We start from the raw sequence: 12,492 nt of genomic DNA, 5'->3' as shown, positions 1-12,492 counted from the left end.
GCTAGGCCCATCATTGAACCGGGCCCGGCACGGAACCAATTGCTGTGTCTATGATAACAAGCTCTGGATCGCAGCAGGCAGCGGAGCGCGCGGTGGCTCTCCAGAGCTCACCAGCATTGAATGCATCAAGGTCGAATAGATTGTGCTGGCGCAGGCAAGCAGTCCGCAGCGACTATTTTTAAGTACCGAAGAAAATGTCCGGGAGACTTATCTCGGCATCTAATACCTCAAGCATCAACATACTTGTCCCGGACTTGCCGGATTTCTTCAATGTTTTCGAACAGTATCTTGACAAGTTCCGGATCAAAATGGCGTCCGCTTTCTTCACGAAACAAATCGTCAATCTTGTCCAGAGGCCATGCTTTTTTGTAACAGCGATCACTGGCAAGGGCATCATAGACATCGGCAATTGCTGTAATACGGGCTTCAATTGAAATATCTTCACCCGCAAGCCCGTTTGGATAGCCGGTGCCATCCCATTTTTCGTGATGCTCCTTGGAAATCATTGCGCCAACCCTTAGGATTTCACGTCGGGAATCTGCCAGCATGTGGTAGCCGACATCGGTGTGTGTTTGCATCAGTTCCCATTCTTCGGCGTCAAGTTTGCCCGGTTTGTTCAAAATGCTGTCCGGAATTGCGATTTTGCCGAGATCATGGAGTGGCGAGGCGTGTTTAAGGATTTCGATATCTCGTTTCGACATCCCAGAGTTTTTGGCAATAATCTTCGAGATTTTGGCCACTCGTTTGACATGATTTCCGGTCTCGCGCGAGCGGGTTTCGACGGCTTCGCCAAGCCGATAAACAACTTCGCGCTGGGTCTCCAGAATTTCCTCGTGAAGTGTCAGATTGTCGAAAGCAATCAGCATGTTACTGACGAAAATATCCAAAAGGTGCCGGTCCATTGGCGTTAGTCCCTGAACACCTTGCAGCAGGATGACTTTTCGGTTGTCATCAAGTCCCAGTCTTACAGCGAGGTATTTATCGTCAAACTGAAAATTACCCTCGCCTGAGCTGAGCAATTGCTCGGCTACTTTTGGCGGTAGAAACGAGGCGACGTCCTGGCCGCAGAAATTGGAGTACCGGCCAGTTCCGGCCACCACATGAACGCCTTTTTCATCTTCCTTGGCCGCAAGACCTATCAACTCGCCCAACAAAGCATCCTGATCTGTGTGCAGAACCGAAGTAATCTGCTCCAGAACACCTGTTGCAAAGTCATCGACAAACCTTTTTTCAAGAACATGTTTCGAAGCTTCGATGACCTTGGCCAAACCGCCTTTGGCTTTGTCCAAAGCAATAATATCCCGGTAGGAACGAAGGCTCGAATAGATCAACGTATAGAGCTTTTGTGACGTGAGTTCCGTCTTTTCCTTATAGTCATTGATATCGTAATCGCGGATGACTTCTTTTTCAGGAGCCTGTCCGGGTTGCCCGGTTCTCAGGACAATTCTGGTGAACGTGTTGCCAAGACTGTTGCGGATGAAATCTGCCACATCGAGTCCAGCGTGATCATCTTCCATGACAACATCCAGCAAGACCAATGCGATGTCGTCATGAGACTTGAACAACTTCTTGGCTTCCAAGCCGGAGTAAGCGTGAACATACTCAATGGATCGGCCTTCAAACTCAAAACCCGCTAGCGCAAGCTGGGTGATTGTGTGGACATCTTCATCGTCATCGACAATCGCGATTTTCCAGGTAGATTTCGAAAGGTTGTTGTCTTCACCCGGCGCAGTGTTTTCGGGCGCGAATTCGAATAGGTCATCCATAGTCTTGTTTCCTCCTGGAGCCCTGTTAATCACTGCCGACTTCCAGCGGCAACGTGATTTGAAAACGGGTTCCGGATCCTGGTGCGCTTTCGAGTGTTATCCGGCCGCCGAGCTTTTGAGTAAGAAGATTGTAGACAATATTCATTCCTAATCCGCTTCCTCCCTGGCCGCGTTTGGTCGTGAAGAATGGGTCGAAAACCTTTGCAACGGAGTCTGTATCCATGCCAGCGCCATCATCGGAAAACAGTATTGATACTTGATCACCCTCCGTTTTCGCGGAGATGAGAATTATCCCGGTCTGGGTTGCTTCAAATGCGTGAATCATTGAATTCATGAGGAGATTTGAAAAGATCTGCGAAACAGCGCCGGGAAATGTCACAAGATTGATATCGGGGTCAATTTGAACATCAACAGAGATGGCGGTTTTTTTCAGTTGTGGCGTGTGATTCAAAACAACGCCATTCAGGTAATCAAGGAGGTTGATAAGCCGCGTGGCCTCTGTCGACTGATCCACGGCCACTTGTTTGAAGCTTTTGATGAGTTCTGCCGCGCGTGCCAGATTGCTTTGCAAGATAGTGCCGTTTTCAGAAGCAACCTGTAGAAAATCCTCAAGGTCGGATTTTCGCATCGTGCCATTCTCAAGTTTTTTGCCAAGGCCGTGAACCAACTCCTGCACATGAGAGGATGCTGTCACTGCTATGCCGACAGGGGTATTGACCTCATGCGCAATGCCGCTGACAAGTCCGCCCAGAGAGGCCATTTTTTCAGCTTCGACCAATTCATTTTGCGCAGCACTCAGGGCGTCCAGAGTATCAGTCAGTTTGTCGTTTGCCGCCTGCAATTCCTTCGTCCGGGTCTCGACTTGTTTTTCAAGGTGTTCGTTCAGGTTCAGGACTTTTTCTTCAGCCAGTTTTATGCTGGTAATATCCTGGTATGTGCCGAGCATGCCGACGATGTTTCCGGTGCTGTCCGTACGGGGTATCTTGCTGGTTAGGAGCCATTTTTTGCTGCCATCGCCTCGGGTTTGTATTTCTTCAAAGTTCAAGCGCGGCTCTCCTGACGCCATGACAGCTTTGTCATCCCGCTGAAAACTGGGTGCTTCCTCAGGCCATACCGCGTCATAGTCAGATTTGCCGGGGAGTTGTTCTGCGTGTTCGAAGCCGGCATCTCGCGCGAATGCGATGTTTCCGCCTTCATAGGTGCAATCCCGATCCTTCCAGAACACACTGACCGGGATCGTATCCAAGACGTTCTGGAACAATTTGCGAATGTATTCCGCTTCGGACTGCTCAGCAGATGCTGACTTTTCCTCAGTGCTCATGCCCAGCCCAACTTTTGGTTTGTGCTTCCGCAACGGGAGATTAGGTTCAATTCCTAACAAATCCCTTTCGCGGAGGTAACAAAAAACGGCAATTACAACCTATTTCGTGAGAAATGGAGGTGTTGAATAGGGACTGGCTGAGGGTACACTGGCGGTATTGTCAATTATCTGCGAAAAACAGCGTGTTAGCCGCATTAAAGGATTCGCAACGATGGTTGAAAAACTTGCCTTGGTGGGCATAGGCAAGATTGCTCGTGATCAACATATTCCGGCAATTTCAGATAACCCTGAGTTCTCTCTCGAGGCAGTGGTTAGCCGTAATGCAACGGTCGATGGTGTCCAGCATTTCAAGACCGTCGACGAGCTGCTTGAAGCCCGACCTGATATCACAACCGTATCACTTGCGATCCCACCACAACCACGTTTCGACTATGCTGCAAAGGCGCTAAATGCTGGTCGTAATGTCATGCTCGAAAAACCGCCGGGACAAAGCCTGGCGGAATGTTTCACGCTTGAGACTTTGGCCAGGGAACAAGGTGTTTCAATATTTGCGACATGGCATTCCCGGTACGCCGATTGCGTTCCGGATCTGCGAGAATGGCTTTCCAGCCGGACGATCAAAAAACTGGAAATAGTCTGGAAAGAGGATGTGCGTAAGTGGCATCCAGGACAGGAGTGGATCTGGGAGCCCGGCGGAATGGGTGTTTTTGATCCTGGTATCAACGCCTTGTCGATTTTGACGGAAATCTTGCCGTTCCCGGTCCATCTGAAGTCTGCAAAACTGGAGTTTCCGGAAAACCGTGCAACCCCAATCGCGGCCTCACTGGATTTTGCAAACCCGGTAAATGCCCAAATGCGTGCCGAATTTGACTGGCGCCAGGAAGGGCCGCAGTCCTGGGATATTGTCATTGATACAGATGACGGAGCAGCCACGCTTTCACATGGAGGTGCATTGCTGACAATTGGTGGGCAACAGATCAAACAGGGGCAGGACAACGAATACGCCAACCTTTATGCCCGGATGGCCAGTCTGTTGAAGTCGGGCAAGAGCGACATGGACATGTCACCCCTGATCCACGTCTGCGATGCCTTTTCGCTTGGAGAGCGCCTCGTGACCGATCCGTTTCACTACTAGTGATTTGGTAACCAAAAGGGCGGTTGTCGGGTCTGTGGATATGATTAGCCGCACGGGAAGGTTTGTTTCGAGAACCAGTCATGGCCAGGCAGTTGGACTATCCGGCAGTACCTCGTCATCATAAGATTATGAGATTATATTTCCGACAACTTGAAGAGCGCTCATAGACTTATGGTCTAAGGGGGCGGATTACTTGTGTTCACGAACTTGGGAGCATTCCGGAATAGGTGATATTGTGTAACTATCTAATTTTATTAGGAAAATTTGGTAGCGGGAGAGGGATACGAACCTCCAATCTCCATAACCATTTGATTTTTAATATGTAAAATCAATTTCGAAACACAGTCTCACATGTAGTTGGATACATCATTGTGTACCTGGGCGCAAGATTTTTGCTTCCACGATCGATAGGGCGGACGCCAAGTTCCTTTGTTCTTGTTGCATAGATAGGCGGCGGCGAACTTGTTTATAGAATTCGGAAACAATATTCATGCAATTACATGACGATCATCCGACCTGAAGGATATCCTTCAATGACCCATCCTGCTGTTGAACTTCAACGAGGTTCAATCCTGAATGAAGATCGATCAGATGGCTTTTTTGGATTTCCTCGGCCGCGTCGCTGTCATGGTCAGCGAATGCTTTTAACAGGGCATGGTGCGAGTGGCTTTCGCAAGCTGTGTCCGGCCGCTGCCAGTACATTGCAATGATCAGGGAAGACCGTGAAATCAACGAGCGGACCATGTTGGCCAGAACCTGCTGAGCGGCAATGTCCGCAATTGCAGTATGAAACGCCCCGGACAGGGAGAGGGCCTTTCCCATGTCACCGGCATGGAGCGCTTCGTGCTCGGCATCAATGTGCGCGTGCAAACGTTCCAGATCGGTTTGGGTGATCGTCATGGCAGCCATGTACGCCACACGGGGTTCGATCAAGGCACGTGCTTCAAAGATTTCATGGGCTTCGCGAATGCTGGGTTTTGCAACAAACGCTCCGCGGTTTTTTGCGATCGTGACCAACCCGGAATGAGCCAAAGCCTGCAAAGCGGCACGCACCACTGTGCGACTGGCGCCATAAATCTCGCCAACTTCATCTTCAGACAGTTTCGTCCCCGGGGCGATGCGGTGTTCGAGTATTGCACAGTGGATTTTCAGGCAGATATCGAGGGTTCGCCCTGGGGGGAGTTGAAACAGATCGTGGAGGGTGTGGGCGTTTTTTGAGGTGGGCATTGTTGCGTTCTTAAGGGCCTTTGTCGGCGAATGTCTTGCGTGGAGATATCATACTTCAGCAATTTAGAGGTACAATCATAATTGTATACAATAAATAAGCATAATGTATTCGATGTGATTACATATTGTGCACTTGGCTACTATGTCTTTTCGCTGGTACCAGAGAACCAATCTGAAAATGGCGGAAAACTGCAATAAAATGAAGTTGGCATGGTGATTGCGATGTAGCTGGCGAAACCGTCAGGCGATCCGAGACCCGAGCACATGACCAACACACTTGACCTGGAACTTGTCGCAACCACCAAGCGGTACACTGAAACTGTGGCCGTGGATGCCATCAACCACACCTTTAAGTCAGGCACATATTCCTGTTTGCTTGGACCGTCCGGCTGCGGCAAGTCTTCAACCCTGCGGATGATAGCTGGTCACGAACAGGTCAGTGACGGTGACATCCTGTTGGGCAATGCAAACATCACCGATCTACCGCCTGCCGGGCGCGGCACGGCCATGATGTTTCAGAACTACGCATTGTTCCCGCACATCAGTGTCGCTGACAATGTGGCCTTCTCTCTTAAAATGAAGGGAGTGGACAAATCCACTCGACGGAAGCGGGCGATGGAGCTGCTCGACCTAGTGGATATGGAGCCCTTCTCGGACCGTCTTCCCGATCAACTTTCTGGCGGTCAGCAGCAGCGCGTTGCATTGGCCCGGGCCTTGATCACCGAGCCATCTGTTCTTCTTCTCGACGAACCCCTTTCAGCGCTCGATCCGTTTTTGCGCATCAAGATGCGCTTGGAGCTGAAACGCTTACAACGTGAACTCGGGATTTCCTTCATTCATGTGACCCATTCCCAGGATGAAGCATTGGCTCTGGCTGACGACATCATCATCATGAACGGCGGAAAAATCGAGCAGGCCGGATCGCCGCGCGAAGTCTTTAACGCACCAACGACAGAATTCGTCGCGAGGTTTATCGGTGGCCACAATGTTTTGCGTACGGACGGCAAAACCGTTGCTGTCAGAGCTGACAAACTCGACATGAAACGCCAGCCAGGTGACGGCGGTGCGTTGCTGACCGCAGCAGTCAAGGACGTTGAGTACCTCGGATCGTCCGTCAATCTGGCCCTGGATGCAGGCAGCGCAGGCGACCTGACCGCTGCGCTATCCGACCAGGTGTTCTTCGCAAATCCAATCGAAATTGGCGCAACCGTCTTCCTTACCTGGAAGCCGGAAGATGCCCACGTTTTGGCGGCATAGCCGTCTGAAATGCCGGCAAGAGACGCCGGAACAATATTCTTCTCAGGGAACAGGAGCTGATACTCATGACCAAGCAAATAGACACTAAGGGCCTAAGCCGTCGCAGCATCTTGAAGGGGGGCGCTGCCGCCGCTGGTGCAGCCATCGGCTCCGGAGCTGTTACCGGATTTCCGACCATCTGGGCGCAAAACATCAAAGACGTGACACTGCGCCAGTTTGGCACCGGTGTTTCCAACATCAATGAAGTTGCCGCCAAGGTGAAGGAAGATCTGGGTTTCACGCTTGAGATGACTGCGCTCGATAGTGACAGCGTCACGCAGCGTGCTGCTACGCAGCCAAAGTCTTTTGACATTGCCGATATTGAATACTGGATCTGCAAGAAGATCTGGGGTGCCGGCAACATGCAGGCAATGGATACCTCGAAGATCAAGAACTACGACAAGATCGTCGGCACATTCAAAAGCGGCAAACTGACACCTGAGAGCGTGATCGCTCAAGGGACGGCACCGCACACCGTCGGCTTTACATCTGGTCCGGACGGCCGAGATTTTGTGAACGAGGAATCCGGTTGGATGACCTTGATCCCGACCATCTACAACGCCGATACACTTGGCATTCGCCCTGATCTTATCGGTCGTCCGATTGATACATGGGCTGAGCTGCTGAACCCTGAGTTCAAGGGCAAAGCGTCTATCCTCGACATCTCCTCGATCGGCATCATGGACATGGCGATGGTTGTCGAAGCCATGGGTGAATACAAATACCCGGACAAAGGCAACATGACCAAAGAAGAGATCGACATGACGCTCGGTATCTTCACTGAAGCCAAGAAAAATGGTCAGTTCCGCGCGTTCTGGAAGTCCTTTGATGAGAGCGTCAACCTGATGGCGTCCGGTGAAGTGGTCATCCAGTCCATGTGGTCACCTGCGATCACGGCTGTTCGCTCCAAAGGCATTCCATGTGTCTACCAGCCGTTGAAAGAGGGTTATCGATCCTGGGGCGGTGGGCTTGGTCTTTCCAAGAACCTTTCTGGTCTCGAACTCGAAGCAGCCTATGAGTACATCAACTGGTACCTCGACGGCTGGGTAGGCGGCTTCCTGATGCGCCAGGGCTACTACTCTGCTGTGCCTGAAACTTCGAAGAACCACATGAGCGAAGACGAGTGGGGCTTCTGGTTCGAAGGCAAGGCCGCTGAAGGCGACATCAAGAACCCGTTTGGTGATGTCATGGAAAGCGCCGGCGCTGTTCGCGATGGCGGCTCCTTCTACGACCGCATGGGCTCCGTTGCCTGCTGGAACGCAGTCATGGACGAAAACCGATACATGGTTCGCAAGTGGAACGAGTTCATCGCCGCATAACGGTAGCAATGAACACACCAGCTTTCCCTGCTCGGCATTTCGCCGGGCAGGGGCATCAATACTTTCCGGGCAGACCTGACCTCATGACGAAGACAAAGAAGATTGATCCGTCGAAACGCGCCGAACGTATCAGCTGGATGCTGGTAACGCCGTTGGCCTGCGTCCTCGGTTTTTTCCTGCTCTTGCCAATCCTGACCATCGTGACGGTCAGCTTCTGGGACTTCAACGAGTGGTCGTTCTTTCCCGATTTCATATTCGACAATTATATTTATCACCTGACATCCGCGGTGACCTGGGCGACTTATCTGAAAACACTGAAATTCATGGCTCTCACCTGGATTTTCTGTGCGGGCATTGGTTTTACCGTGGCGTACTTTTTGGCCTTTCATGTCCGCTCATTGCCGGTTCAGGTGGCCCTGTTTCTGGTCTGCACAATTCCATTTTGGACCTCTAATATTATCCGAATGATCTCCTGGATTCCGTTTTTGGGGCGCAATGGGATTGCCAACTCCAGCCTTATCAATCTTGGCGTAATCGATGAGCCGTTGGAATGGCTGCTTTATTCTGATTTCGCAGTCGTTCTGGCATTTGTCCATCTCTATGCGCTGTTCATGGTCGTGCCGATCTTCAACACCATGATGCGGATCGACAAATCCCTGATTGAAGCGGCAAGGGATGCGGGAGCCAACGGCGTTCAGATCCTGACCAATGTCATCATCCCGTTGGCCAAGCCCGGTATCATGATCGGGTCTATATTTGTGGTGACGCTGGTAATGGGTGACTTCATCACCGTGCGCCACATGTCCGGCGGTCAAAGTGCTTCGGTTGGCCGCATCATCTCCAATGAGATTGCGCTTCTGCAATATCCAGCTGCTGCCGCCTCATCCGTAGTGCTTCTATGCACCGTCCTCTTGATGATCGGCGTGATGATGCGCTTTGTCGACATTCGCAAGGAGCTATGATCCATGGAACCCCGGTCTCGCTCCTTCTATGTTCTCGCAGCCTTTTTCACGCTCTTTGTAATCTTCCTTTATGGACCGGTCATCACCATTGGCATCCTGTCGTTTCAAGGACCAAAGGGGGGGCTGACGTTCCCGATGAACGGTGTCTCGCTGCACTGGTTTTATGACCTGTTTGAACAGCAGGCCGTGGGGGACATCTGGGGATCTTTTCGCCGATCATTTGCGCTTGGGCTGATGGTCATGAGCGTAACCGTTGTTTTGTCGGTAATGGGCGGCATGGCCTTCCGTAGGAAGTTCCGGGGATCTTCGGTGCTGTTCTACCTGATCATTGCAAGTCTGATCGTCCCGTCGATCCTGGTGTCGTTGGGGGTCGGTTTGATCTTCAATATCCTGGATCTGGAAGTGCATTGGGCAACTTCGGGCTTTGGTTCTCAGCTGACCTGGACGCTGCCCTTCGGCCTTTTGATCATGTTTGCGGTCTTCAACCGTTTCGACAAATCCTTTGAGGAAGCTGCTCGTGATCTTGGTGCATCGCCTTTGCAAACCGTGCGCCATGTTGTCTTGCCAATCATTGCGCCGATGTTGATCGGCGTGGGTCTGTTCGGCTTCACATTGTCTTATGACGAGTTTGCCAGAACACTTCTGACGGCCGGGTCCTACAACACATTGCCGCTGGAAATCTTCGGTATGACGACCAATGTCACATCGCCGGTGCTTTATGCGCTGGGTACGCTGACCACGGTTTTCTCGTTCTGCATCATCGGCACGTTCCTGACCATTGTTGCCGTGATGCGCAAACGTCAGGCACTCAAAGGCTCTGATACCGGGTCGGGTCTGGTGTGAGGACGATGGAACGCAGCGACAAACCATTGCATATTCTGGTGATCAATCCGAACACGACGGCAACGATGACCGCGAAGATTGGCGCTGCTGCCGAAGCAGCGGCATCTCCCTTAACGCAAATTACAGCTGTCAATCCGAGTGCTGGTCCGGCAGCCATTCAAGGGCCGGAAGATGGACGGGCTGCACTGCCTGGTCTGTTCCAACTTGTCGAGAACTGGCTTGCTGGCCCACAGCGTGTCAATGCCATCATCATCGCCTGTTTTGACGACACCGGACTTTGGGAACTCAAGGAACGATGTCCGATCCCTGTTCTTGGCATTGGCGAAGCCGCCTATCACATGGCGTCATTAAGTGCTGCGCGGTTTTCGGTGGTAACTACACTGTCTGTTTCTGTTCCGGTCTTAAAGGACAATCTACGCCAGATCGGATTGATGACGCGGTGTTCGAAAGTTCGTGCTTCCGAGGTTCCGGTATTGGCTCTTGAAGAAACAGGCGGCGAGGGCCTGTCGAAGATTGAGGCGGAAATTGCAGCGGCCCTTGCAATGGACAACATAGGTGCTATCGCATTGGGTTGTGCTGGAATGGCAGATCTTGCTCATGATCTCAGCACCAAATTCAAGATCCCGGTCATTGATGGCGTTGCCGCTGCAATCAAATTGATTGAAACTCTTCCAAAGCGCTACAATGAGTCTGAAATTTAATTGGAACTATAGTGATACCAGCTGAAAATCGTGTGTTGCAGCGTTTTGGGTATTAGTATTCGCGCGAAATTCCCGTTACTCCCTGGAACGCCGTTCCAGGGAGTAACGGGGGGACTCGAGTCTGGGCATGAGAACGGCGTTACTCATCGAAGTCATGATCTGAGGATCGTCGCCGCTGAAACTCCCAGCCGTCTTCGTATTTGTCGACAAGGGCATCAATCGCCTTTGTCGATGCCGTTCTGTCAAACCCGCGTTCAACAAGCCTGTCGGTTATCTTCTCCATAACCTTGTTGAAATCCTTCCAGTTACCGACTTTGGCAGTCTCGAGAACGAAGTAATGAAACAGCGTCGCGGTGATGTCGCTCCGTGAGGGGCGTCTCTGGTCTTTGACGCGCTTCCGGTAGGCTCGTTGGCGCTCTGCTTTTTTGGCAAGTCGTTGTTTGTATGAGGGGCGTGATGACATCGGCGATCCTTCGTGGGGCAGCTTGGAATGAATGAGGAAGTCACCGGAGCGCGGAAATAATTTCCAGGAATACTGGGGGCCATTGGCGCGCATCCGGGTTCAACAGATCCTGTGGGGTTACGCGGCGGCTCCAGATTGCCCTTCAGCAATCTGACCCGGGACTTGATTTGCGTTGACGATCGGCTGTTGCGTCACCTGCGGTCGAGGGGTTGGTTTGGCCGCCGTGCCCTTGCTCTTTGTTGCCTTCTTAGGATTGTTCTTCTCAGCCGCTTTGGCGAACATCATCTGGATGTCTTCATCATCAAGCCCGAGAGCCCATTGGAGCTGCGGGATGGCGCGGTCCTTTAAAAAGCCAGGAGCATCTGGTGCCGGAACCTCTTCGAACCGCTCGAGGCCATGCAGCGTGGTTAGCAGCTTCGCCCAGCCACCATTGTTGTCTGGTTCTTCTAGACGAAGGTGCCCGATTGCGGCTGCCCAGTGATCGTCCCGTTGCAAGGTGCCAATCATGTGCTTGAGTGTGCTGTAAGCCTCTTCAGCTTGCAGACGGATTTTCTCGCGCAGATGACTTTTGACGACCGCCTTGCCACGGAGTTTGGGTTCATAGGCTTCGATGACACCCAGGAGGATGAAACCCAGCAATTCCTTGAGCCGAGCGATCCGGGTTCGTTGAACCTGAGCACCATATTTAGCGAGACCCGTCAGCCCAGGGCCGTCTTCAACAGGATAATCAGTAGTCGTCTGATCTGCGGTTCCGGTCAGCATGGCCGTGACATCCTGGACCCTTGGTCGATTGCCGCTTTCGAAGACATTGAGAACTTCGTCGATCTGGTCTGCTTCTGCATGGGCGAGTTTGAACAAGATGGTCGGCGAGACAGCCAATCGGGTGCATTTTGGCTTGAACCGAGCAAGGTTGCGATGCACCGCACGAAAATTGCGCGCATGCCGGGCTGTGATACCCAAAGTGTTCTCCAACCAGTGCTCGCAGGTCTTGTCGTCGCCAATTACGTCGGTCGCCTCGTCGATCAAGGCGCCCAGTTTAAAGGTCGCGTCCGTGTCTTTTTTCTGATGTCCGCGGATAGTCTCGGCGATGGTCTGGATCCGAGCCTGCTCATCGCCCTTTAGTTTTTCGATATCGAATTTTTGATCTGTGTTCGTCAAAGTCACGTCTCCTGATCTGGTTGTGCAACGGCCCAGTTGGGGCGCTGTTCTTCACTCAAAAACCAAGAAACTACGTGGACTACAAGGTATTTGACTTCGAATGACTAATGGCTGAGGCGCCAGAATGATCAAAAGAAATCAATAAGATAAATGAATGGGCCTCGAACCGGGTGACTGTTGGGTTCAAATCGAATCCTTGAGTTGAAAATGCGCTCCAAGGACTCGCGCAAGGATTCAATCGAGTGTCAAAATCGGCACCAAAAATGAAAATGCCCATGATCGTGCGATTGCGATATCGAGC

At 51.8% G+C, this 12,492-nt stretch carries 12 protein-coding genes; 6 read left to right on the top strand and 6 right to left on the bottom strand.

Going from position 1 to position 12,492, the window contains the following annotated elements; all coding sequences use genetic code 11:
- Nucleotides 1-227: 227 nt before the first annotated feature.
- Both ABJN75_RS23065 and ABJN75_RS23060 read right to left on the bottom strand, forming a co-directional pair.
- Nucleotides 228-1,766, bottom strand: coding sequence for a DUF3369 domain-containing protein (locus ABJN75_RS23065; RefSeq protein ID WP_348442024.1), 1,539 nt, complete (start codon nt 1,764-1,766; stop codon nt 228-230).
- A 25-nt stretch (nt 1,767-1,791) separates the two neighbouring features.
- Nucleotides 1,792-3,087, bottom strand: a complete 1,296-nt coding sequence (locus ABJN75_RS23060; RefSeq protein WP_348442023.1) for an ATP-binding protein — start codon at nt 3,085-3,087, stop codon at nt 1,792-1,794.
- Nucleotides 3,088-3,298: 211 nt separating this feature from the next.
- Here ABJN75_RS23060 and ABJN75_RS23055 point away from each other — a divergent pair, with 211 nt between their 5' ends.
- A complete protein-coding gene (locus ABJN75_RS23055; protein WP_348442022.1) occupies nt 3,299-4,222 on the top strand; it encodes a Gfo/Idh/MocA family oxidoreductase in 924 nt (307 codons plus the stop codon).
- Between the two features lie 507 nt (nt 4,223-4,729).
- Here the strand turns inward: ABJN75_RS23055 and ABJN75_RS23050 are convergent.
- Entirely contained in the window at nt 4,730-5,449 is a 720-nt protein-coding gene (locus ABJN75_RS23050; protein ID WP_348442021.1) for a GntR family transcriptional regulator, read from the bottom strand.
- 264 nt (nt 5,450-5,713) lie between these two features.
- Between ABJN75_RS23050 and ABJN75_RS23045 the strand changes: the two genes are divergently transcribed.
- From ABJN75_RS23045 to ABJN75_RS23025, 5 genes are all read left to right on the top strand, one after another.
- Nucleotides 5,714-6,706 (top strand): ABC transporter ATP-binding protein, encoded by a 993-nt coding sequence (locus ABJN75_RS23045; protein WP_348442020.1) that lies wholly within the window; start codon nt 5,714-5,716, stop codon nt 6,704-6,706.
- Nucleotides 6,707-6,771: 65 nt separating this feature from the next.
- A complete protein-coding gene (locus ABJN75_RS23040; RefSeq protein ID WP_348442019.1) occupies nt 6,772-8,064 on the top strand; it encodes an extracellular solute-binding protein in 1,293 nt (430 codons plus the stop codon).
- A 137-nt stretch (nt 8,065-8,201) separates the two neighbouring features.
- Nucleotides 8,202-9,026 carry an ABC transporter permease gene (locus ABJN75_RS23035; RefSeq protein WP_348442025.1) on the top strand — a complete coding sequence of 275 codons (825 nt, stop codon included), beginning with the start codon at nt 8,202-8,204 and terminating at the stop codon, nt 9,024-9,026.
- Nucleotides 9,027-9,029: 3 nt separating this feature from the next.
- Complete coding sequence (locus tag ABJN75_RS23030; protein WP_348442018.1) at nt 9,030-9,869, top strand: ABC transporter permease; 840 nt, start codon at nt 9,030-9,032, stop codon at nt 9,867-9,869.
- Between the two features lie 5 nt (nt 9,870-9,874).
- Complete coding sequence (locus tag ABJN75_RS23025) at nt 9,875-10,570, top strand: aspartate/glutamate racemase family protein (protein ID WP_348442017.1); 696 nt, start codon at nt 9,875-9,877, stop codon at nt 10,568-10,570.
- A 139-nt stretch (nt 10,571-10,709) separates the two neighbouring features.
- Here the strand turns inward: ABJN75_RS23025 and ABJN75_RS23020 are convergent, their stop codons facing one another.
- The 3 genes from ABJN75_RS23020 to ABJN75_RS23010 form a co-directional block, all read right to left on the bottom strand.
- Nucleotides 10,710-11,126 (bottom strand): hypothetical protein, encoded by a 417-nt coding sequence (locus ABJN75_RS23020; protein WP_348442016.1) that lies wholly within the window; start codon nt 11,124-11,126, stop codon nt 10,710-10,712.
- A gap of 24 nt (nt 11,127-11,150) precedes the next feature.
- Nucleotides 11,151-12,191, bottom strand: a complete 1,041-nt coding sequence (locus ABJN75_RS23015; RefSeq protein WP_348442014.1) for a hypothetical protein — start codon at nt 12,189-12,191, stop codon at nt 11,151-11,153.
- A 79-nt stretch (nt 12,192-12,270) separates the two neighbouring features.
- On the bottom strand, nt 12,271-12,492 hold a 222-nt coding region (locus tag ABJN75_RS23010), incomplete at its 5' end, for a hypothetical protein (protein WP_348442012.1).

The sequence above is a fragment of the Hoeflea sp. genome (genome assembly GCF_039975035.1).
Lineage (GTDB): Bacteria > Pseudomonadota > Alphaproteobacteria > Rhizobiales > Rhizobiaceae > Hoeflea.
This window is presented reverse-complemented; position numbering and strand designations above follow the sequence as displayed.